The sequence below is a fragment of the Streptomyces sp. NPDC048434 genome, assembly GCF_043200375.1.
Taxonomy (GTDB): domain Bacteria; phylum Actinomycetota; class Actinomycetes; order Streptomycetales; family Streptomycetaceae; genus Streptomyces.
The window spans coordinates 1-21,635 of sequence record NZ_JBICXQ010000004.1 but is presented as its reverse complement, the minus strand read 5'-3'; the positions used below and the strand labels follow the sequence as shown (position 1 = coordinate 21,635).

Annotated in this window: 21 protein-coding genes and 3 pseudogenes; 13 read left to right on the top strand and 11 right to left on the bottom strand. The window is 68.9% G+C overall.

Annotated elements, in window-relative coordinates:
• Positions 1-36: 36 nt before the first annotated feature.
• From ACGFWI_RS05910 to ACGFWI_RS05900, 3 genes and pseudogenes are all read right to left on the bottom strand, one after another.
• Positions 37-350 (bottom strand): annotated as a pseudogene (locus ACGFWI_RS05910) (IS5/IS1182 family transposase); the annotation flags it as partial.
• 9 nt (positions 351-359) lie between these two features.
• Positions 360-992 carry an MBL fold metallo-hydrolase gene (locus ACGFWI_RS05905; RefSeq protein WP_393904680.1) on the bottom strand — a complete coding sequence of 211 codons (633 nt, stop codon included), beginning with the start codon at positions 990-992 and terminating at the stop codon, positions 360-362.
• Between the two features lie 312 nt (positions 993-1,304).
• Entirely contained in the window at positions 1,305-1,688 is a 384-nt protein-coding gene (locus ACGFWI_RS05900; RefSeq protein WP_393904948.1) for a hypothetical protein, read from the bottom strand.
• Positions 1,689-1,763: 75 nt separating this feature from the next.
• Between ACGFWI_RS05900 and ACGFWI_RS05895 the strand changes: the two are divergent.
• Positions 1,764-1,901 (top strand): annotated as a pseudogene (locus ACGFWI_RS05895) (IS982 family transposase); the annotation flags it as partial.
• Positions 1,885-2,763, top strand: coding sequence for a hypothetical protein (locus ACGFWI_RS05890; RefSeq protein ID WP_393904679.1), 879 nt, complete (start codon positions 1,885-1,887; stop codon positions 2,761-2,763). The pseudogene ACGFWI_RS05895 and the gene ACGFWI_RS05890, both read left to right, overlap by 17 nt.
• Positions 2,764-2,780: 17 nt before the next feature.
• Here ACGFWI_RS05890 and ACGFWI_RS05885 read toward each other — a convergent pair whose 3' ends face one another.
• The 3 genes and pseudogenes from ACGFWI_RS05885 to ACGFWI_RS05875 form a co-directional block, all read right to left on the bottom strand.
• The gene (locus tag ACGFWI_RS05885; protein ID WP_393904947.1) at positions 2,781-3,188 is read right to left on the bottom strand and encodes a hypothetical protein; all 408 of its coding nucleotides are present in this window, start codon (positions 3,186-3,188) and stop codon (positions 2,781-2,783) included.
• A 183-nt stretch (positions 3,189-3,371) separates the two neighbouring features.
• Positions 3,372-3,611: pseudogene (locus ACGFWI_RS05880) on the bottom strand (NUDIX domain-containing protein); the annotation flags it as partial.
• A 718-nt stretch (positions 3,612-4,329) separates the two neighbouring features.
• A complete protein-coding gene (locus tag ACGFWI_RS05875) occupies positions 4,330-5,226 on the bottom strand; it encodes an aminoglycoside phosphotransferase family protein (RefSeq protein WP_393904678.1) in 897 nt (298 codons plus the stop codon).
• A 113-nt stretch (positions 5,227-5,339) separates the two neighbouring features.
• On the opposite strand from ACGFWI_RS05875, the gene ACGFWI_RS05870 reads away from it, so the two are divergent.
• A complete protein-coding gene (locus ACGFWI_RS05870) occupies positions 5,340-6,044 on the top strand; it encodes an NB-ARC domain-containing protein (RefSeq protein ID WP_393904677.1) in 705 nt (234 codons plus the stop codon).
• Positions 6,045-6,098: 54 nt separating this feature from the next.
• A complete protein-coding gene (locus ACGFWI_RS05865; RefSeq protein WP_393904946.1) occupies positions 6,099-7,073 on the top strand; it encodes a tetratricopeptide repeat protein in 975 nt (324 codons plus the stop codon).
• A 164-nt stretch (positions 7,074-7,237) separates the two neighbouring features.
• Here the strand turns inward: ACGFWI_RS05865 and ACGFWI_RS05860 are convergent, their stop codons facing one another.
• Positions 7,238-7,987 carry a dienelactone hydrolase family protein gene (locus tag ACGFWI_RS05860; protein WP_393904676.1) on the bottom strand — a complete coding sequence of 250 codons (750 nt, stop codon included), beginning with the start codon at positions 7,985-7,987 and terminating at the stop codon, positions 7,238-7,240.
• A gap of 109 nt (positions 7,988-8,096) precedes the next feature.
• Here ACGFWI_RS05860 and ACGFWI_RS05855 point away from each other — a divergent pair, with 109 nt between their 5' ends.
• Complete coding sequence (locus tag ACGFWI_RS05855; protein WP_393904675.1) at positions 8,097-8,579, top strand: MarR family winged helix-turn-helix transcriptional regulator; 483 nt, start codon at positions 8,097-8,099, stop codon at positions 8,577-8,579.
• 445 nt (positions 8,580-9,024) lie between these two features.
• Here the strand turns inward: ACGFWI_RS05855 and ACGFWI_RS05850 are convergent, their stop codons facing one another.
• A complete protein-coding gene (locus ACGFWI_RS05850) occupies positions 9,025-9,666 on the bottom strand; it encodes a TetR/AcrR family transcriptional regulator (protein ID WP_393904674.1) in 642 nt (213 codons plus the stop codon).
• Positions 9,667-9,841: 175 nt separating this feature from the next.
• On the opposite strand from ACGFWI_RS05850, the gene ACGFWI_RS05845 reads away from it, so the two are divergent.
• The 6 genes from ACGFWI_RS05845 to ACGFWI_RS05820 all read left to right on the top strand — a co-directional run bounded on the left by ACGFWI_RS05845 (position 9,842) and on the right by ACGFWI_RS05820 (position 15,199).
• A complete protein-coding gene (locus tag ACGFWI_RS05845; protein ID WP_393904945.1) occupies positions 9,842-10,216 on the top strand; it encodes a VOC family protein in 375 nt (124 codons plus the stop codon).
• Positions 10,217-10,723: 507 nt separating this feature from the next.
• The gene (locus ACGFWI_RS05840; protein ID WP_393904673.1) at positions 10,724-10,867 is read left to right on the top strand and encodes a hypothetical protein; all 144 of its coding nucleotides are present in this window, start codon (positions 10,724-10,726) and stop codon (positions 10,865-10,867) included.
• A gap of 62 nt (positions 10,868-10,929) precedes the next feature.
• Positions 10,930-11,424, top strand: coding sequence for a tyrosinase family oxidase copper chaperone (locus tag ACGFWI_RS05835; RefSeq protein ID WP_393904672.1), 495 nt, complete (start codon positions 10,930-10,932; stop codon positions 11,422-11,424).
• Between the two features lie 40 nt (positions 11,425-11,464).
• Positions 11,465-12,283, top strand: coding sequence for a tyrosinase family protein (locus ACGFWI_RS05830; protein ID WP_393904671.1), 819 nt, complete (start codon positions 11,465-11,467; stop codon positions 12,281-12,283).
• 672 nt (positions 12,284-12,955) lie between these two features.
• Positions 12,956-13,951 (top strand): DUF1259 domain-containing protein, encoded by a 996-nt coding sequence (locus ACGFWI_RS05825; RefSeq protein WP_393904670.1) that lies wholly within the window; start codon positions 12,956-12,958, stop codon positions 13,949-13,951.
• Between the two features lie 912 nt (positions 13,952-14,863).
• Entirely contained in the window at positions 14,864-15,199 is a 336-nt protein-coding gene (locus ACGFWI_RS05820; protein WP_393904669.1) for a MerR family transcriptional regulator, read from the top strand.
• Between the two features lie 229 nt (positions 15,200-15,428).
• Here the strand turns inward: ACGFWI_RS05820 and ACGFWI_RS05815 are convergent, their stop codons facing one another.
• Complete coding sequence (locus tag ACGFWI_RS05815) at positions 15,429-16,610, bottom strand: GDSL-type esterase/lipase family protein (protein ID WP_393904668.1); 1,182 nt, start codon at positions 16,608-16,610, stop codon at positions 15,429-15,431.
• A 96-nt stretch (positions 16,611-16,706) separates the two neighbouring features.
• Positions 16,707-17,276, bottom strand: a complete 570-nt coding sequence (locus tag ACGFWI_RS05810) for a TetR/AcrR family transcriptional regulator (RefSeq protein ID WP_393904667.1) — start codon at positions 17,274-17,276, stop codon at positions 16,707-16,709.
• A gap of 177 nt (positions 17,277-17,453) precedes the next feature.
• Between ACGFWI_RS05810 and ACGFWI_RS05805 the strand changes: the two genes are divergently transcribed.
• Positions 17,454-18,539: a hypothetical protein gene (locus tag ACGFWI_RS05805; protein WP_393904666.1), complete on the top strand. Its 1,086-nt coding sequence runs from the start codon at positions 17,454-17,456 to the stop codon at positions 18,537-18,539.
• Positions 18,540-18,835: 296 nt separating this feature from the next.
• Positions 18,836-20,458 (top strand): CocE/NonD family hydrolase, encoded by a 1,623-nt coding sequence (locus ACGFWI_RS05800; protein ID WP_393904665.1) that lies wholly within the window; start codon positions 18,836-18,838, stop codon positions 20,456-20,458.
• Positions 20,459-20,688: 230 nt separating this feature from the next.
• On the opposite strand, the gene ACGFWI_RS05795 is transcribed toward ACGFWI_RS05800, so the two are convergent.
• On the bottom strand, positions 20,689-21,405 hold the full coding sequence (locus tag ACGFWI_RS05795; RefSeq protein WP_393904944.1) for a PucR family transcriptional regulator: 717 nt from the start codon (positions 21,403-21,405) through the stop codon (positions 20,689-20,691).
• Positions 21,406-21,635: the final 230 nt, after the last annotated feature.

Below are 21,635 nucleotides of genomic sequence, written 5' to 3'. Positions count from 1 at the left end.
CTTCCCCCCGAAAGTCTTCTTCTGGCGACGCCGACATCAAACTCGTGCCCACAACAGCCCGTCACCTTTGAGACGGCAGTCGCGGGGGATCTGCCAGGCCTTCATGCGGGCGAAGGTGTGCTCGACGCGGGCGCGGATCCGCTTGTGGGACGTGTGGTGCGTCGGATTCCGCCCACGCCCCGCAGTCGTTGCGGTTGCCTGGCAGGGCGCGGACGAATACGACGACCAGGCGGCTGTCGGCGTCGATGACGACCTGGTGGTTGGGGGAGTAGCTGTAGTTGCTTGGACTGTCCGGTGACCGAATGGGCGCGGGTGGGCACCACGGTGCCGTACACGACGAGCACGGTGTCCTTGTGGCTTCATTCATCTCCAAGGGCTGCTGTCCCGGAACCCAGTCCGACCGATTCGCCGGGCCTCAGATACTGGTAACCGTGGTTGGTCTCCTCGGTGAGCCAGCCATTGACGCTGCTGAGGCCGCGATCGTTGATCTGGGCATCGTGTATCGCAAACGCCCGCTGAGGTGTGATCGCCTTGACGAAGTCGATCGCCTCCGCTGTCTTCATCCACGATCCTTGGACCGGAACCAGGAGCGTGGCGATCGGCTGCTTGGGCACATGGAGCGAGTCACCGGGGTGGTAGATCGCCTCGTCGATGATGTAGCCGAGGTTCGCGCAGTCCGGTTGGCCGCCATAGACGAGCGCGTGACGACCGCCTACCGCCCGTACCCGGAAGCCGGCGGCGATGAACTCCTCGTCGCAGGACACCCGGGTAACCTCTAGCCGTGGGATGTCCGCCTCGACAGGGGCGTAGACGGGCACGCCGAGCCCGGCCAGGCGAAGAACATCGATGTGATCGGCGTGTTCATGCGTCACCAGCACGGCGTCGGCGCCGGTCAAAGCGGCCGGCTCGCTCCATATCCCGGGATCGATGACCAGCACCCGACCGTCGTGTTCAAGCCGCACACATGCGTGGGTGTATTTCGTGATCCACATGGCCTCCGAACGTACTGCGTCCGCGAATCGTCCCCCTACCCGACGAGAGTGAGGATTTGCAGGCGCGCGGTGCCGAGTATGGCGAAGTGGACACCGCTTCGTTTGAGGCGGCAGCTGGGCAGGATCTTCCATCCCCGCACAGTTATCTGCACCATCTCTGCTCGCTGGTCTGGGGGACGGTCCCCGAGAGAACCTAGATGATCAATTCCAAGGGATGCCTGCGGAGGGTGTGGGGTGGGCGGCGGCCGAAGCCACCGCGAGACGGTCAGGCGGCGGGCTGCCGGCCCTGGTTGTCGAGGTGGCAGCGGGCGGTCAGGCGTCAGGGTCGACTTCGGGGTGCGTGAACCGCACGGGCTTGCCCAGCGACCGGGCGTAGGCGATTTCGGCTCGGGTGCTGTCTCCGATGTAGTCGCCGACTACGAGCACCTCATCAGCGAGCCGGATCTTCGCCCGGTGCAGATCGTCGAGTCGAACCTTCAGCGCCTCGGCCTCGACAGGATCGGACCAAAGTTCGTGCGGCGACTTCATGTCACAGCCCGGTTTGACGACAATCTTTCCGGCTTTGGTCTCCCGCAGATCGGCCTCGTTCATCTCGGTCATGAAGCGGGTGGAGCCGCAGATCACGACGATACGCGGGAGGCTCAACAGCTTCTTCGCGTCGGCGAGCTTCTCCTCGGGGTGAGCAGTTGCGGGTATGACACTGGTTCCTCCTGGCGGTGTGGTCCAAGGGGTGCCTGCGGAGACGAGAACGAGGGTGTCCAAGATCGTTTTGTGACGAACGACGTGGACACCCTCGCGACAGCACTCTATGCGACGACCGACGACATGCTGAAGGAGCATCCCGACCTGGCGCCGTGGCGCCCGCCGGTCGGCATTACGCCCCGCCTGAGGGATGCCGAACTGGTCACCCCAACTCGACGCGGCCGCTGCGAAGGCGCCGAAGACCCAGCGCAGTGACCGCGACGTGCTCAACCTGCTGACCAAACGCGCCAAGGTCCTCCACCTCGGCCCGGCGAACTACTGCTGGTTCACCGACCCTTCCCGGGCACTCTGCCTCAAGCTGGCCGGCACCCCGACAGCGGACCGTCCACTGGTCGGGATATGTAACTCCGCCCGCTGCCCGCAGGCCACCCATCACCCCTGTCATCGTCCCGTCTGGGCCCAGCACGCCGAACGCACCGAGACCTTCCTCGGCCAGCTCGGCACCACACTCAAAACCGAACGCACCCGGCTCCAGACCGACTACGACCGGGCTCTCCGTGTCGTCGCCGAGATCGACGCGGGCAGCGCCACCATGGACGAGGTCCGCATGAGAATCTCCGCAGCCCAGCGGACCGAGAACGAAAACCGCATCCGAGCCGCCATGGACCGGCTCCTCCGAAGCGAGATCCCGCCCGGCGGCAAGTACGACATCAAGACTCTCGCCAACGAAGCCGCCGTCGACCGCACCGCGTTCTACGGAACCCGCCCCTACGCTCACCTCCGCGTCGAGTTCGAACGACGGGTCCAAGTGCTGCAGCAGGCCGGCGAGATCCCCGACCCCCGCGAAGCCCAGATCATCCGCCTCAAGGCGGAGAATGCCAAGCTCAGGGAGCGACTGGCCAAGTCGGAACAGACGATCGACGAGCTCGCGGACTTCCGCACCCAGGCCCCGGCCCGGCTCGCCGCACAGCACGAGGAGATCGTCCTGCTCCGCGATGCCGCCACCGGGGCCGGCCAGGTCAGCCGCCTTCCCGCACCACGAACCACCGTGATCGGGACGTGCAGTTGAAGCATGATCTCCGCGGGTCAGGCAGCAGGCTCGGGGAGGTGACCGAGGTGCTCGATGACGCGCTCGCGCAGAAGGAGATACTTCTCCCAGCGCCGAGGAAGAGGCCCAGGTGGACGTTTGACGACTCGGGCTGCGGTCACGGTCTGGCCATCCCGGAACTGCTCGTGAGTCAGGTCGAGGTCCACACCGCTGGGCAACCGATTCCACCAGTGAAATCCGTGCCGTTCTCCGCCGCAGTGGACCTCCCCGACCATGAGGTCGCCACCGAAGATGTCGTTCACTATCAAAGCGGTGATGTCACAGTGACCCCACGCCGGGTTGTCGGGCTGCCAGCCGGCGCGGGCGAGGTCGTCCGGGGAACAGGTGTCAGCGGCCCAACTGGCCCGCAGAGCCTTGTCGATGACCAGCGGGTTCCAAGGGATCATGCCGACAGCATCGCAGTCGCAACTGACATCGGCGGATCGCCGTGGAGACGCCTCTCCAGCTGCCGGCCCGGACTCGGACTGCAGGTATCGGCGCAGAGCTTTCCGTCCTCCCGGAACGAAGAGCCGTTGATCGACGACCTCGCACAATTCGGCCTCTGTCAGCCAGCCCTGCCAGGCGATCTCGCCTGGGTCCGGGATCAGGGGTTCAGTCACGACAGCCTCATGCACCCCAAACCACACGGGGCTGATCCCCTCCCGGCAAAGGAACTTGAACATGAAGCGTACGGGCACACGAACGCCCAGCTCTTCGGACAGTTCCCGGGCCGCGGCTTCCTCATACGACTCACCCACGTCCACGGCACCACCGACCATCACGTCGTAGTAGCCAGGGAACCGGGAATGCATCTCGGACCGCCGCAGCACCAAGATCCGCCCTGCCCGATCACGGCAGATCGTCGTCGCAATGCGATGCGGCCAGTGCTGAAGCACCGCCTCGCCTCGTTTGACGACTCCCAACACGCGGTCCCGCTCATCCACATGCTCCACCAATTCGCTCACGGAGGCACGATCTCAGTCCCCACTGACAGCGCGGCCCCAGGAACACGAAAGAGAGTGACCTGCATCACAGGAGGTCCTGCGGAATACAACACAGCCGACCATCTGCGTCGCGAAAGCCGCGTCTGCGATCGGACCTGCTCAATCGCCACACGGAGTCATCCGCACACGGCCTCTGCGGACACAAGCCGGCTCTTCGTCACCGACGCCATCATGAACGGACTGCTCTCGCACATTGCCCAGGTCATCTGCGGTCACAGGAACATCGACACCACGATCGGATTCAAGGCGGTCTACCCTGCCGAGACGATCGAGGACCACTGGGCGTTCATCGCCCGCAGACGGGCCTCCCGCCCCGGCGAGGAGTACCGGATCCCGACAGAGGAGGAGTGGGACACCCTCCTCGCCCACTTCGAGAAGCGGAAGGTGTCCATCGGCACCTGTGCACGCGCCTTCGGATCCCCTGCATCCATGAGCGCGTCTGTGTCAGACGCTCGCTCCTCCGGCCTGATCCAGCCAACGGGCAGAGGCGGGCAGCCGCATGGCCCTCAGCCAAGATCGAGAACAAGTTCAAAGAAGGCGTGCATCAAACACCCTTCAGAACACGATCAAGTGCCGCCCGGCCTGCAGGTCCCCAGTTCGGCTTGCCGCCGGGAAGACCCCGATCTCCGTTCTGCCCCATGAGCATCAGGAAGAGGCTCTTCATAGCGGCCAGCCCGCGGGCGCGCCGGATCGCCCCCTCGTCTGCGTGCGCGTACATGTCGAAGAACCGTGAGGCCGTGCCCTCGGGCAGCAGCACCCATGCGGCGGCGAGGTCCCACGCCGGATCGCCGGCGAACATGTCACCGAAGTCGACGATGCCCGAGAGCGTTCCGTCCGAGACAACGACGTTCGCGGGATGGAGGTCGCCGTGCACCCAGACCCGCGGGCCCTGCCACGCGTGGGCCGCGACGGCATCGTCCCAGACGGCCCGGACATCGGCAGCGATGTCGTCGGGGGCAACGGCCTGGAAGAGGTTCTCGAAGCCGTCCGTGCAGTTCTTGGGATGGGCACCGCGGTCCGTAGCGATCGGCGCCTCGGCGGGTGCCTCCACATGGAGCGCCCGAAGGAAGCCCGCCAGCGTGTCGGCCGCGTGGTCGCCGCGGCTGATCGAGCCGTGGTCCAGCGGCTCGCCGGGAACCCACGTCATCACGGTCCAGTGCTTGGGGAAGCGCTCGGACGGTTCGCCGAACCGCACCGGGGTCGGCACCGGGAGCGGCAGGCGCGGGGCCAGCACAGGTAGCCACCGCCGCTCCTTGAGCTGGAGCTCCGGGGTGGGGTCCATGCGCTGCATGCGCACGGCCAACTCGTCCCCGAGACGCCACATTTGGTTGCCCCAGCCGCCCGCCACCTCGCGGATGGCCAGCCCTGCAAGGTCTGGATGTTGCTCCTCCAGCAGGTTGCGGACCAGGTCTGCGGTGATCTCGATCTCGGTGTCGGTCATGCGAAGTCACAGTACTAAGGCGGCAGACGGAGCGGGCTCTCGCTCTCCGGAACATCTCGCTGTGATCCCTCTGCCATCACCAATTCGGTTTCAGAGAGCTACGGATCAGAGGCTTGGGGCAGACCGGCCCCAAGTTCAGAGAAGCCTGCATCCGCCGCCCGATGCTGCACGTCAACCCGAAGTTCGTGGACCTGCGCGCACACAGCACGGGGCGGCAGCGGCTCTCGCCGCAGCGAGTGCTGCGGCGGTTGCTGCGCTCGATCGGCGCAGCCGACAGCGAGGTGCCGAATGACCTCGACGAACTCACCGCCGCCTGGCGGGCCGCGACCAGCTCACTGCGGCTGCTCCTCGTGCTGGACGATGCGCTGGGCGCGAAGCAGGTACGGCCGCTGCTGCCCGCCGGTCCGGGCAGCAAGGTGCTGGTGGCCGGCCGACGGCGGCTGGCCGGGCTGGACGCCGATCGACGGGTCTCCCTGGAGCCCCTGGAAACCGGCGCTGCGGTGTCCCTGCTCAGGAATATCGTCGGGGAGGACCGCGCGGACCGGGAGCCGGAGGCGACGCATGAGCTGGTCCGGTTGTGCGACGGGCTGCCGCTGGCCCTGCGCATCGCCGGGACGCGGCTGCAGACCCGCCCCGTCTGGACGCTGGCGTACCTGGTGGACCGAATGGCGGGCGACGAGCACCGTCTCGGCGAACTGAGCGCCGGGGGCGCAGCGTGGAGGCGGCCTTCCGTCTGTCGTACGACCAGCTCCCGCCGGAGCAGCAGCGTGGATTCCGCACACTGGGCCTGGCGCCGACCGTCGAGTTCGACCCGCTGACCTCAGCGGTCATCTGGAGCGCCCTTCGCGGACTGGCGAGATGCAGACCGGTGGCTGGACGCCGGCAATGGAGAACTCGTCGACGTCGTCGGGCACGCCGCGGCGCTCGGCGAGGCCGACTACGCGTGCTGGATCGCCGAGGCGCTGAGTGACTACTTCGAACGCCGGGGCCGGTACCACGAGTGCCGAACAGCCCTTGAGATCGCACTCGCCCACGCGGACCGGGCCACCGACCGGCGGATGGCCTCCGCACTGCGGAACTGCATGGGCATCACCGACATCCAACAGGGCCGCTACCTCCAAGCCCACGCCTGGTTCACCGAGGCACTTCACCTCAGCCGCCGTCACACTGACCGGCGCGAGGAGGCACGGGCCCTGACCGGACTGGGGACCGCTCACTTCTGTTTGGGCCGGGACGAGCAGGCGATGCCTCTTCTCACCGCGGCGGTGGAGCTGGCTCAGCGGCTCGACGACAACTGGCTGACCGCGATGGGGCTCGCCGTGCGGGGCATGCTGCACCACTCGCAGGGGCGGAACGAGGAAGCGCTGGCCTGCCTCGCCGACGCCTGCACCCACGCCGAGAAGAACGGCCGACCGCGCGTGCTCAGCAGGGCCTTGACCTGCGCCGCCGATGTCCGGCTCGCCCTCGGCCACTACGGTGCGGCCAAGAACCTGCTTCGCCGGGCAGGCGACCTGCTTGAGCAGGCCGGGGACGTCCTCCTGCACACACTCGCCCTGACCCGGCTGGGCACGGCCGAGCAGGGCGAGGGAAACCTGAGCGCCGCCGTAGCCCTCCACCACCGGGCTCTCTCCCAGCAGCGGACACTCTCCCCGCTCACCGACCCCCACCGCGTCCGGCTGGAGATGCACATCCGTTGCCGCCTGGGCCGCACCTACTCCGCGGCCGGCAGCGTCGCCGGGGCACAAGAGCAGTTCCGGACCGCGCTCGCACTGCCCGGAGCCGGTGCGTACGCCGAGGAGCACGCGCTGGCGATCGCGGGACTCAACGAGTGCAGAGGCACGGCCTAGGGGACCGGGACGGCCATGTCCCGGGGGAGAGTTGAGCCTGGCTCCAGGCGGCTTGCTGCATGCGGCGTATGACCACACCAGGTCCCGGCCGCCACGTTGCGGCCGGCGTGCGAGCCACGGACTCCGGAGGCGGGTACTTCAGGTGGGGTTTCCGAGCAGGAGCCTCAGCTGTTGGCCAGGGTGCGGTCGAGGAGGGGGAGCAGACGGTCCCAGTGGCGCTGCAGCGCGGAGGCGCTGAAGGCGTCGGTGTCGGACATGGTGAAGCCGTGGATGGTGTCGGGGTAGATCTCGGAGGTGTAGCCGACACCCGCGGCATCCAGGGCCTGGTTGAGCTCGCTGAGGGCCTCGGCCGACATGTCATTCACGGCGTGCCCGAGGTGGACTTGGGCGGTGAGCTCGGGGACGAGGCGGTGCGGGCTGTCGGGCGCGTCGGTGACCAAGTTGCCGGGGTGGAACCCGGCGACGGCGGCCACCTGGTCGGGGTGGGCCGCTGCGGTGCGCATCGCCAAGACGGCGCCCATGCAGTAGCCGATCACGGCGACCGGTCCGGCGCTGACCTCAGGCTGGGTGGTGAGGAACCTGAGGTAGGCGTCGGCGTCGCGCAGGGCACGTTCGGTGGTGTGCGCCTCGACCAAGGGCAGCAGCTGGGCGACGACCGCGGGCCGGACCTCTTCTCCGATGTGCTCGGGAAGTTCGATCACCGGTGCCGGGCCGTGCCGGTAGTAGAGGTTGGGGACGAGCACGTAGTACCCGTGCTCGGCCAGTTCGCGGGCCCTCTCCTCCAGCTCGGGCCGCACGCCGAAGACGTCCGTGTACAGCAGCACCGCCGGGTGCCGCCCGCCACCGTCGGGGAAGGCCGCGAAAGCGTCGGACTGGCCGTCCGGGGTGGGAATCTGCAGGGTCTTGGTGGGCAAGATCTTCCTTCCTTGGTGTTCGTTCAACGAACGTTCATTGCACTAACGTTCTCAACGCGGGCGAACGTACATCGTTAGTCGAACTAACGCAATGGGTAGGATGGGCGCCATGATCAGAGCCGAAGCCGCGGACATGCCCGACGACGGCGCGCCCAAGACGCCCGACCGGCTGCGTCGACGGGCGAGCCGACTGTTGTCGCAGCTGACCGTGCGGTCGGACCGGCTGATACACGAGGGCCTGGCCCAGGTCGACGCCCGCAAGTGGCACTACGCCGTGCTCGCCTCACTGCAGGATTACGGGCCGGGCAGCCAAGCGGCCCTGAGCGGTCGCACCGGCATCTACCGCAGCGACATGGTCGGTGTGCTCAACGAACTGGCCGAGCGTGACCTCGTCGAGCGGGCGCCGGATCCCGACGACCGGCGCCGCAACACCATCACGATCTCCGCCCAAGGCCGCCGTCAACTACGCCGCCTCGACAAGGTCCTGGACGACCTCCACGACGAACTGCTCGCGCCGCTGAGCCCGGCCGAACGCGACCAGTTCGTGCAGTTGCTCACCCGCTTGCTGGACCACCACACCCGGACCTCCTGACCCTGCGTGGTGGCATCCGACATCCATGCTGGCCGGGGCGCTGTTCCATAGGTGGTCGCTCGTGAAACACGGGGCCGGTCCGGCGCTCCACCTGCGCCGCGCCCCAGCGGGCTCGCCCTGCCGCACCGGGAAGTGCAGGGTAGCCATCCAGTACCACACCACCCGCTTCTGCCCCGTGCCCCACCTCGCCAATGCCGTCAACGTGCCGACCCCCGCCGTACGCAAGTCCGGCTCGGCGTGGACGGAGCTGTCCAGGCCCGCGACCGCCGGCATCGAGTCGGCCGGGCGCGTCCGCCTCGGGTACGCCCGCGCCTCGACCGCTCATCAGTCCGGATGGCTCGACGGCTCGCCGCATGTGGTGGCCGTCCGGTTCACCCGGACAGCGTGGCGAGGCCGAACCGCGTCATGACGGTCGCGTGGTCACGGCGGACGAGGCGGGCGGGGCCTATCGGATGGCGTAGTTGCCGAGGGCGGGTTCGAGTTGGTCGAAGACGCGGACGGATTCGGCGGCGAGGGTGGCGGCGATGTGGTCGTTGTCGTGCCCGGCGAGGGTGAGTTCCTGAATCCGGGAGAACAGGAGGCGGTGGGCGGCGGCGAGTTGGGCGGCCGCGGCACGGGGGGTGATGTCGCCGGCGTCGGTAGCGACGGCGGAGGCGAGGGCGTCGGCCAGGGATCGTTCTCGTTCGTCGTGCAGGTCGCGCAGCCGCGTGGTGAGGGTGGGACTGCCCGCGATCATGCGGGAGAAGTCGGGCCCGGCGAAGCCGGCCACGGCGTCGTGTTCCTGGACGGCGGAGCTGAAGGCGCGGCGCAGCGCGGTGAGCGCGGATTCGCCGGCGGCGCGGTTCTCGACGGTGCGGGCGAGGCCCGCGGTGAATGCCTCGTGGTGGTCGAGAGCGATGTCCTCCTTGCGCGCGAAGTAGTTGGTGACGGTCTTCTTGGCGACGCGCGCGGCGGTGGCGATCTCGGCGATCGTCGTCTCCTCGAAACCCTTCTGGAGGAAGAGGCGGGTGGCGTGGTCGGAGATCAGCTGCCTGGTCTCCTGCTTCTTGGCCTCGCGAAGGCCCAAAGGCTCAGCACTAGCACTCATGGAGCAAATCTTACATCCGACGTAAAAATAAGCTTGACCCCCGGATGTCCGTCGCGTAATTTTACGTTCGACGTAAGATTGTGTGCGCGGGCGGCTCTGGACACCGACACGGCACCGGCCACCTGCCCCATCTGCCGCATCTGCCTCACCGCTTCGAGGACTTCGAGGAGAACCCATCAACATCACCGCCTCCACCATCTCCCTGACCGTCGACGATGTGCCCGCCTCCCGCGACTTTCTGATCACCCACTTCGGCTATGCGCAGGTCACGGCCGCGGACGGTTTCGCCTCGCTGACTCGCGACGATGCCGCGGCGGACATCGTCCTGCTGCAGCGCGGCATCGAGGTGCTGCCTCCGGAGCAGCGCGACCAACGGGCGTCCGGTCTGATCCTGGCCTTCACGGTCACCGGCATCGCCGACCACGAGGCGCGCCTCCGCGAGGCAGGCGCACCCATCACCATGCCGCTGCGCGAAGAGCCGTGGGGCGAGCGGCTGTTCCAGGTCACCGACCCCAACGGCATCGTCCTGCAACTCGTCGAGTGGGCATGACGGCGGACCGCTGAGCGTCACCACTACGTCTGTCGCCCTGAACAGGCCGAAGCGGTCCGTGCCCGGCTGTCGGCGATAACCGCCGCGAGCCGGCCGGGGGAGGGTTCTTCTCCGAGTGCTGCTCGAACTCGGTCTGGGGAGTGGGGAGTTGCCGAGGGGTCCGACCCGGTGAAGTCGGGCCGGTAGCCGGTACAGCCGCGCATGTTCTGTCTCGGCGTCACTGCGTCATGGCGTACCGGCATCCCGGCAGCGGGTCGTTCGTCGTACAGTTCACTGCCTCTGTCCAGAGGCACCGACGGGCTGAAGGATTGCTCACGCGCACCACACTCCACACGCCACCGGTGCGGAAGCTCGAAGCCCAAACCCCATGCGCCCCAAGCCCCCTGCATTCGCGCCGAGTTCCGGCCGTGGGGCGACTCACGGTTTCTGCGGCGCGGGGAAAGGATCTGCGGCTGGTGGTGCTCCACATCGCGGAATATCCGGTTCCGCGACCAGGTGTGCCCGGACATGAGCACGATCACCGCCGTTGAATCCTGCACCTTCTCCCGGGGATTGTCTCGTTCGTGGCCCGATCCGCCGGTGCAACTTGATGATCCGTTCGTCCCTGCCAGCATGTGGCGGCGCGGGCCGACCTCCGGCGCGCCGGCTTGAAGAACCGAATCCTCTGCGGCCCCGCCACAGAGGAGGAGCCGAGACGAACAGAGGAGTGGAACATGTCGCGTCCCACCCGACGCCAGGTGCTGCACGGTAGCGCCGCGGCCCTGGCCGGAGCGGCGCTCGCCGCACCCGTTGTCAGCGCCGACACCGCTGTCGCCCGCCCCGCCGACGGCCACGGACACTCAGAAGGCCACGGACGCCCCGGCGGCCACGAGATGCCGGAGCCCTTCGACGAGATGTACCAGGGCCGCCACATCGAGGGCTGGCCGGCGGACGAGGGAGCTTCGGCGAACGGAAGCCACGGAAGTCCCCGAAGCCACGGCAGCCACGGAAGTCCTGTGGATCCCCAGAGCGGACAGTCCGGTCCGCACGACGGCATGGACTTCGTCGTCCGCATAGACAACGACGACCTTCATGTGATGCGGAACGCGGACGGCACCTGGATCAGCCTGGTGAACCACTACGAGACGTTCACCACGCCACGCGCCCTGGCGCGCGCCGCCGTTCGTGAACTGCAGGGCGCTGAACTGGTCCCCGTCGTCACCGGCTGAGGCCTGCCCCTGACCGTCCCCCCACCGAGGAGTCCTCGACATGGCAGTCCGGAAGAACCAGGCGGACCTCACCGCCACCGAGAAGCGGAACTTCGTCGATGCGGTGCTGGAACTCAAGCGCAGCGGCCGCTACGACGAGTTCATCAGCACCCACAACGCGTTCATCATCGGTGACACCGACAACGGAGAGCGGACCGGCCACCGGTCCCCGTCATTCCTGCCCTGGCACCGCAGGTTCCTGCTGCAGTTCGAACAAGCCCTGCAGTCCGTCACGCCGTCGGTCACCCTGCCCTACTGGGACTGGACCGTCGATCGCACACCCCGCAGTTCCCTGTGGGCCGACGACTTCCTCGGCGGCGACGGGCGGAGCGGTGACGGCCGGGTGCCCTCGGGGCCGTTCGCCTTCGGCAACGGCAACTGGCCGATGAACATACGCGTCGACGGCCGGACGTTTCTGCGCCGTTCGCTCGGCACCGGGGTCCGGGAACTGCCGACCCGGGCCGAGGTCGACCGGGTACTCGCCACGACCGTCTACGACGCCGCCCCCTGGAACAGCTCCTCCGACGGCTTCCGCAACAACGTCGAGGGCTGGCGCGGCCCGAATCTGCACAACCGGGTGCACGTCTGGGTCGGCGGGCAGATGACCACCGGTGCCTCGCCCAACGACCCCGTCTTCTGGCTGCACCACTGTTTCATCGACAAGCTCTGGGACGAATGGCAGCGCCTGCATCCCAAGTCCGGGTATCTGCCGACCGGCAACACACCGGACGTCGTCGACCTCCACGACACGATGAAGCCGTGGAACGACGTCACCCCGGCGGACCTGCTGGACCACACCAAGTTCTACACTTATGCATGACAGGGGCATGACATGCGCGTCCGCGGAGGAGCCTGTGATCTGCGGCGCCTCGCGTCCGATCGCGTGACCGTGGGAAGGCGGGAAACGGCGTGCCTCGCCGGATCGTTCCCCGGGCCGGTCGGGATGTCATGGGTAGCGAAGTCCGCGCCACGGAACCGGAGTTCGTAGGCATGGAACGGGTCCTCGTGCGCCGATGCGGGTCTTCCTGACCGTGCCGGTTCGAACGGGCGTGGACCTGCGGGCACGGCCTCGCGCCACGCGCTGCGGGGCCGTGCCGGTGCTCTCCGCAGGCGGAGGTGGGCCGGGCTGATACGTCGGGACGGTCCGAGCCGGTCCACGCTGGTCCGTGCTCATTGCTCAGCGACATGAACGGGGCCGTCGTAGGGGCGTAGGACACTGCGACGCAGGGAACTCGGCCCGGATCGCGTGGTGATGATGCTGCATCGCGTCGGTGAAGTTGTCGGTGCCAATGACCCGGCCTACGGCACGTCAGGATGCCGGGCGGGCACCTACGACGCCTTGTGCGGGCCGTGCGCGACGGTCGCCGACCGCCCTCGCAGCCGGCCGTCTCACCCGTCATGACGACTGTTTAGCCCAGCTGGCCCCAAGCAGTGGCGGGGATGACGGTGTCTCCAGCCCGCCATGCTTCCATCTCGTCATGGAGGTGCTCACATGATGGCTGGAGAGCGACAGCAGGACCCGCGAGCGGGTACGTCACGACGGCGCGTGCTGGCCGCGGCCGCCCTGGCGCCGATGCTGACCGGGGCGCAGACCCCCGCTCGCGCCCTTCCCGCCGGGGCGGCCGAGGCGAGAAGCCGAGGGCTGGTCGAGCCGGTGCCCACCACCCTGTCGGACTGGACGCACGTGTCCGACCACCTCAGCCCAACAGGCGATATGAAGCGGAAGGTGATGTACCACACGGGCCTCCCGCGCCGGGACCTCAAGGTGGTCTCCCGCAAGATCGCCGTCAAACCGGCACTCGCGCTGGGTTCGCATGTGTCCTTCGTCCGCTACGCCGACGACAGCACGCTGGCGATGGGCGATGTGGTGGTCACCGAGGACGAACTGCAGCAGTTCATCGATGCCCTGCATGAGCACGGGATCGAGCAGACCGCGATCCACAAGCATCTGCTCTCCCAGATTCCGGACCTCTGGTGGATCCACGTCCATGCGCACGGCAAGGAGCCGGGGCCCATCGCCCGCGGCCTGCGCGCGGCGTTCAACCGCACCGGAACCCCGCGCCCGCGACCGGCCGCTCCGCCGCGGCCCGTCAACCTGGACACCGCCGGCATCGATGCGGCGCTGGGCGCCAAGGGTTCCGTCGACGAGGGGATCTACAAGTGCATCTTCGTCCGCCGCGAGACCATCACTGACGGCCACCTGGTACTGCCCCCGGGCCTGGGATCGACCAGCGCGTTCAACTTCCAGCCACTGGGCGGCGGCCGGGCCGCGATCAGCGGTGACTGCGCCATGATCGCCGGGGAGGTCCAGGACGTCCTGGTGGCGCTGCGGCGTGCCGGCGCCCAGCTCGTCGAGCTGCACAACCACGGCTTGAGGGACGAGCCACGCCTGTTCTTCACCCACTTCTGGGCCGTCGGCGACGGCGTCAAGCTTGCGCGGGCCCTGCGCCCCGCTGTGGAGGCCACCAACGTCGTACCGGCGGGCTGACCAGCGGCGCGGCCCGCGGACCCGCCCCACCGGACGATGTCCTGGGCGTCTCCGTGCTCAGCCCGCGCCCTCCCCTCGTCCGCGATGTCATCCGCCGAGGCGTCGGGCTCTTCTCGCTCACGCGTGCCGTGGATGCACCGGCATCGACATCGGTATCGGTATCGGCATCGGTATCGGCATTGTCTTCGTGGACGGTGAACCGGGCTATGAGTCCGGGTACTTGGGCCGGAGCCGGGCCGGTGTCGCCGCAGCGGGGGACCCCGGCATGTGCGCGAGAGGCGTACGGGGTGACTAGGGCGACCACCGTCTCCCGGACCGGGGCCTCTCGGTCCGATGCATCGGCATTCTTGCCCGTGACGGAAGAGCTTCCCCCGAGGGTTCCCGTGGCATAGGTGCGGCAGAACTTCAGCCTCCCGCTCTGACGAAAATCTGTCACGGCCAGAGTAGACATCCGCTGGCTGTAGGGTTACTGTTTTTTCGTAGCCAAGGCAGTAAAGAGGGCACGGCAGATATGAACTGCCGTGCATGCAGGTCAAAGCAGGTTGTGGAACGGCAGTGGAGCGGCGGGGCCGGAAGTGGTGGGTTCCGTCACTGACTGCCGGGCCAAGCGGCCCCAGGGGTCGTGAGCAGTACCGCAGGATCCAGCAGTAGGACCGAGTAACCGAGTGAAGTAAGGAGCGGACGCCATCAGGATCGCCCGGGCGAGGAACACGCCGCTCGGGTACCGCAGACCCCAGAACGGAAGGTGGTCCCCGGTCACGCATTCGCGATCCCCGCACCTCCGCCCTCCCGGGCGGACCAGCGGAAAAAGGAAGGCCGGCGCAGTCTGCCGGTAGATGGTGTTGAAAGCTCGGGGCCTGGGTGCCGTACAGCACCCGGGCCCCTCGATGCGTCCCCGAAAGAAGAGGTGCTATGCCCCCTAGCAGTCCCCGCCCCGCCGACAATCTCGACGATGACGACTACCCCGCCTACACCATGGGCCGGGCCGCCGAGATGCTCGGCACCACCCCCGCCTTCCTCCGCGCCCTCGGCGAGAACCGCCTGATCACCCCGCTGCGCTCCGAAGGCGGTCATCGCCGCTACTCCCGCTACCAGCTGCGCATCGCCGCCCGGGCCCGTGGACTCGTCGACCAGGGCACCAAGATCGAGGATGCCTGCCGCATCGTCGTCCTCGAAGACCAGCTGGAGGAAGCCCAGCGCATCAACGAGGAACTGCGCACCCACGGTTCCACGCCGCAGTCGACATAACCCTGCGTCTCCCGCGGACATCGGCTCTGCGCCCGGCAGGGTTGGCGGTGGTAGGCGGGGTGGGAAACGCCGCGTCGGGGACCGTCCATGAATCCACGCCACGCATGATCCGCCGGCCCCCATGACCGAAATGCCGCCCACATCGGCACCGGCCGCCCCGCCCGCAGGATTTTGAGGGCGTTCTCCGGCTCCGTCCCGCCGGTCGTGTCCGGCCGGACGGAGCCGGGGCTCAGGCGCCTTGGGTGGCGAAGGGGCCGCCGTTGCCGAAGACTTGCTCGGCGAAGCGTTCGCCGATGCGGCGGTGTGTGGCGGCGTCCGGGTGGAGCTGGTCGGGCAGCGGCAGCTCGGCGAAGTCGGCCTCGCCGTAGAGCTCGCGGCCGTCGAGGTAGTACAGGTGGGGGTCATCGACCGCGCGCTGCTGCACGATGCGGGAGAGCTCGTCCCGGATGACCTTGAGCGTCAGCTTCCCGGCAGCGGTCTCCGCGGGGTCGCCCGCGGCCGTGAACTGCAGCTTGCCGGCACTGAGGTTGCTGAAGTCCGGGGCCGAGGGGCCGGGCGTGTCCTCGTGGATGGGGCACAGGATGGAGGAGACGACCAGGAGCGGTGTGGTGGGGTGCCCCTCGCGGATGGTGTCGAGGAAGCCGTGCACCGCGGGGCCGAAGGCACGCAGCCGCATCAGGTCGGTGTTGACCAGGTTGATGCCGATCTTGATGCTGAGCAGGTCGGCGGGGGTGTCCCGCAGGGCGCGGGCGGTGAACGGGTCGAGCAGGGCGCTGCCGCCCATACCCAGATTGATCAGCTCCGCGCCGCCGAGGGAGGCGGCCAGCGCCGGCCACGTAGTGGTGGGGCTTTCGGCGTCGGAACCGTGGCTGATCGAGCTGCCGTGGTGCAGCCACACACGGCCCCGGTCCGATACGGCGGTTATGGGGGCGTCGGTGCGCAGGGCGATCAGCTGGGTGATCTCGTTGTGCGGCAGCCAGATCTCGACGACCTTCGCCTCGGGGGACAAGCCGGTGAACCGGACGGTGCCGACGGGGCCGGGCCGGGTTTCCGAGGTCCCGGTGGTCATGTCGATGGTCAGGACGTTGCCGCCGCTCGCACCGGCCCGGCCGGCCAGACGGCCGTCGACGAGCAGGTCGTACACGCCGTCTGGCCGGGGCGGGGCGCCCCGATAGGCCAACTTGGTGGGGAGCGTGTCCAGTTCGACGGTGGTGGCCCGGGTGCGGAAGACCAGCCGCACACCGGAGGGCTGAGCCTCCGCCATCGCCAGTTGGCCCGCGGAGCACTGTGCGCGGGCCCGGGCGGGCAGCCGGTGCGGCAGCACACCGTGCTCGGTGCGCTCCAGATCCAGGGCGCCGCGCAGGAGGTCCGCGGTGAGGGGCGAGGTGGTCCAGGTGTGTGTGACGTCCATTGTTCCAGCCTGTTGATCAAGGTGTCTGAGTGTTCAGGCCTGCCGATGCGTCATGACCCTGTGGTCGGAGGCCTGCGCATGCCGGAGTGGCTGCGGTCAGGGCGCGGGCCGGCTCCGCAGCATGGCGTCGAGGCGATCCAGGGTCCATGCCCAGGTTTCCTGCGAGTCGGGGGCGCTGTGGCTGAACCCTCCGGCCAGCTCCAGGCTGACGAAGCCGTGGAAGACGCTGCCCAGGAGCCGGACCGCGTGTGTCTGGTCGGGCTCCGCCAGGTCGTAGCCGCGCAGGATCGCCCGCGTCATCTGCGCATGCCTGCCGCCGGCGCTCGCTGCCGCCGCCTCCGGATCCAGTCTGAACTGCGCGGCGGCGTAGCGGCCGGGGTGCTCCCGGGCGTAGTCGCGATAGGTGTGGGCGAAGGCGGCCAGGGCGTCCTTGCCGGCGCGCCCGGCCAGTGCGGCGGCGGCCCGGTCGGCGAGTTCCGACAGGGCGAGCAAGGCGATCTTGGTCTTGAGGTCATGGGAGTTCTTCAGGTGCGAGTACAGGCTCGCGACCTTGACGTCGAACCGCCTGGCGAGCGCCGAGACGGTCGCCTGGTCGAAGCCGACCTCGTCGGCCAGCTCCGCCCCCGCCTGGACCAGACGCTCCGTGGTGAGTCCTACGCGTGCCATAGCCTTCCTTCTTTTTGCCTGAAGCGATTATGTATCTGCCTAAGTCTTTTAGGCAAGTGAGAAAGGTGGCATTTCGCCTCGGCGCGTGCGCTCGTCGCCGCCGGGTTGGCGGAGCCCCGGGGGTGGCGCCCCGTACGCTTCCGTCGTCGAGGTGGGGTGCGGAAGGAGCGGACTGCGGTGCGTGTGCTGCTGGGTATTGCCGGTGCCGTCATCGTGCTGGGGATCTTTTCCTCGGTGCTGCACTCGCTGGTGGTTCCCCGGCCGACGCGTTCCGGCTTCGGCCAGTTCGTCCAGCGTCTGGTGCGGTGGCCGTTCCGGCTGGTGGCCGACCGACTGTCGAGTGCGGAGGCCAAGGACCGGACGCTCGCCCCCATGGCGCCGCTGACCGTCGTCGTCACGCTGATCAGCTGGCTGGTGTGCTTCATGGTCGGCTATGCGCTGCTGGAGGCGGCCGTGAGCCGGCTGAGTATGAGGGAGGCGTTGATCGAGGCGGGTTCCTCGCTCTTCACGCTCGGGTTCGCCAGCGGCAACCGAGTCACGCTGAACACGATCGACTTCTGTGCCGCCGTCACCGGCCCGATCGTGATCGGCCTGCAAGTGGGCTATCTGCCCGCGCTCTACGGCGCCTATCAGCGCAGGGAGACCGAGGTCACCCTGTTGCAGACCCGAGCGGGGAGCCCGCCCTGGGGGCCGGAGATCCTTGCCCGCTATGCGCAGGTCGACCTGATGGACAGTCTCACCGAGCTCTTCCGTAACTGGGAGCGGTGGAGCGCCGGGGTGAGCGAAAGCCACACCACCTACCCGATCCTGATCCACTTCCGGTCCCCGAAGGCGACCCGCAACTGGCTGATCGCCCTGTTGTCCGTGATGGACGCCGCGGCCCTGCGGCTGTCCTTCAACCCCTCCCAGCCGGAGGCCGAGGTGCGGATGGCGCTTCGGGCGGGCTTCATCTGCCTGCGCGAGATCGCCGACATCCAGGGCATCCCCTATGACCGTGATCCCCACCCGGACGACGCGCTGCAGCTGGGCTACGAGGACTTCCTGCGGGGCGTGGAGCGGATGGGGTCCCAGGGCTATCCGATGGAGCGCACGCCCGAGGAGGCATGGCCGCAGTTCCGTGGCTGGCGGGTCAACTACGAGGCGCTCGCCTACCGCTTGGCGTACGAGATCGAGGCGGTGCCGGCCCCGTGGTCCGGGCCGCGCCGTACCGCGGTGGTCATCCGCGCCCCGCTCACCCCGGTCGACCGCCGCCCCGCCGGGTAGGGCACCACCGCGCCGGGCGCCACGCGATCACGCTCTGCCGGCTTCACCGTGATCGAACCCCGACTCCGGCTCCAGGCCTGATTCAGGACCCGCCGCCGCAGACCCGCGGCCGACGAAGCGTTACCCATGAGTAAGTTTTGGCTGATCATCGCCTCACCAGGGTCGATGATGCGCCCGTACGCTCCGAACCACCGCACCGGATGAGTGTCATCACTGTGGCACCGCGGTCAGATCCCGATGGAGCATCGATGGCGCGATCCCGCCGTACCACCGGCAGACACCACTGCCGGCACAGAATGACAACTGCCGTGCTGGTCACGGCACTTGCCCTCAGCGGCGCCTTCGCCACGGATCCGGCGGCAGCGGTCGCCCGTCCCGGGCCCGCGGCGACCGCCGCTCACGCCACACCGTCGTTCCGTCTCGTCGACATACCGATGAAGGACGGCACCGTCCTCAAGGCCGATGTGTTCACCCCCGCCGCCGGCACACCCGGCGCCGACCGGAAGGGCCGCTACCCCCTGGTCGTGCAGCCGGCCAGCTGGGGGCAGAACGACCTGGAGTACATCGCCCAGGGCAAACAACTGGCCGCCGACGGCTATATCGCCGTTACCTACACCGTGCGCGGCTTCTGGCGCTCCGGGGGCGAGGTCGATGTCGCGGGGCCCAAGGACGTGGCCGATGTGTCCGCGGTCATCGACTGGGCCCTGGCCCGCACACCGGCCGACCGGCAGCGCATCGGCATGGTGGGGCTCTCCCTGGGCGGGGGCCTGACCCTGATGGGTGCCGCCTTCGACCCGCGGATCAAGGCGGTCGCCGCGATGAGCGGCTGGGGCGACCTGACCGACTCGCTCTACAGCGGGCAGACGAGGCACCTCCAAGCTGCCGCCCTGCTCGCTGCCATCCAGGCGCCCACCGGCCGCAGGAGCCCGGAGTTCGCGCGCATACTGGCGGCCCTCTTCGGCGACCACGACTTGCCCAAGGTCGTCGCATGGGCGCACACCAGATCCCCGGCCACGTACGTGGACCGGATCAACGCCCACGGCACGGCCGTCTTCCTGGCCAATGCCTGGGGCGACAGCATCTTCAACCCCAGCGAGATGACGGCCTTCTACCAGCGGCTGACCGGCCCCAAGCGGCTCGAACTGCGCCCCGGGGACCATGCCACACAGGAGCTGACGAGCCTGCTGGGGCTGGACAACGCCACCTGGGCCGGCGCGCGCCGCTGGCTCGATCAGTACGTGAAGGGCACCGGCGGCAGCGACGGCCGAGGGCGGCCGGTGGAACTGGAGGTGCGGCCGAACGGCACGCACGAGAATTACCCGGACTGGCGCGCCGTCAGTTCCCGAACCGAACACCTGCGGCTGGGCGACCCGAACCTCCGCGGCACCGGGGCGCTCGGCCAAGCCGCTCGGACCGGCTGGCAGAAGCCGGTCGTCGGTGGCACGAATTCGGGCGCGGACGGCGGCGTCGCCGAACTGTCCGGGCTGCTCGACCAGGCAGCCGCCCTGCCGCCGACCGTCATCGTCCCGCTGCTGCCACGTAGCTCCGCCGCCGTGTGGCAGTCGGCACCCTATGCGGCAGCACAACACATCCGCGGCGCCGCACGGTTGCACACCAAGGTCACTGCCTCCGCGTCGCAGGGCACGGCGTTCGGCTATCTCTACGATGTGAATGCCCTGGGTGTGGGAAAGCTGATCTCGCACGCCCCGCAGAGCTGGTCCGGCAAGGAGCCGGGGCGTGCCTTCCCGCTGGATGTCTCGCTCTTCGCCACCGCGTACGACCTGCCCGCCGGGCACCGGCTGGCGCTGGTCCTGGACACGAAGGACCCGCTGTACGGAGGCCGTACCCCGCTGGGGAGCAGTGTGTCGTTCGGTTCCTCCGTGGCTGACCCGTCCGAGCTGGCGCTGCCCGTTCGCTGACCGCCGGGGAATCAGCCGCTGCCGCCGCCGATCGGCCGGCGGTCCGAGGGGTCGGTGTACGCGTACACCGACCCCAGCAGGTCTTCGGGCGCGGTCGAGGCCCGCGAAGTCCTGCTTCGGCTCGCGGCGGACGACGGGACGTCGCGGACACGCCCTGGCACTTCGCGGCGCCCGCGACGAACTCCAGCCACGGCTCCTGCATGGGGTGCGGCTCGTTGCCGACGGTGGCGTCAGAGCAGCACCGACCGTCCGAGCCAGTGTGCTGCCAGGAGGGCGGCGCGGACGTGGAAGTCGTCCTCAAGGCTCTTGGCCGCTGCCGGCAGCAATGCCGTTGCCCGTTGTACTCGGTACTGGATCGAGTTGCGGTGGAGGTTCATTGCCTGTGCCGCGGCCGCGTAACTGCGGTGGTGGGTGAGGAAGTTCTGCAGCGTCTCACGCAGGATGGCGTGGCGAGTGCCGGCCTGCGCCAGGTCGCCGAGCGTCGCGGCCACGAACTCACGGACGGCTTCCATGTCACCGGCCATCAGGGCGACCGGAGCCACGTCGTCGTACCGCACCCACTGCGGCCCGACCGGACAGTGAGGATCGGCGTCCTTCGCCCCGGCCCGGCCGAACCGGGTGGCGAGGATCTCTTTGACCTGGGCGGCCTGGCGTGCCGAGGTGCGGAAGCCGGTCAGATCGGCGCCCGGCCGTCCGATGGACGCGTGCAGACAGGCCCCCTCCGGCGGTGTGAAGGTGTCGATCCCGTCGAGTGCCCTGCGGGGCAGCGCAAGCCACAGACGTGCCTCCTGCTCGTCGGTCGGTACGACGAGGGAGGCGCGGGCGCGTAGCGCCGACACCGTGTGTGCACGGACGTCCTCCACGGCGGAGAACAGGTCGAACGAGCTCATCTCGCCGACGGGCCACAGCGTGCAGGCGACATGGACCGCGTCCAGGGGATAGCGCAGCGCCCGCTCGGCGGGGGGGCGGGGGGCCGGGGCCGCGCCCCGGCGGGAGTTGTGGCACCGGGGTGGGGCGGCCCGTGGGGGGGGGGGTGGGGAGGGGGGGGGGGTGTGGGTGGGGGTGGGGGGGTTGGGGTTGCTCGACGTGGTGGCGCGCCAAATGGTGCGGGGCCGGGGGGGGGGGGGGGGGGGGGGGGGGGGGTGGGGGGGGGGGGCGCGCCGCGCGGGGTTTTTGG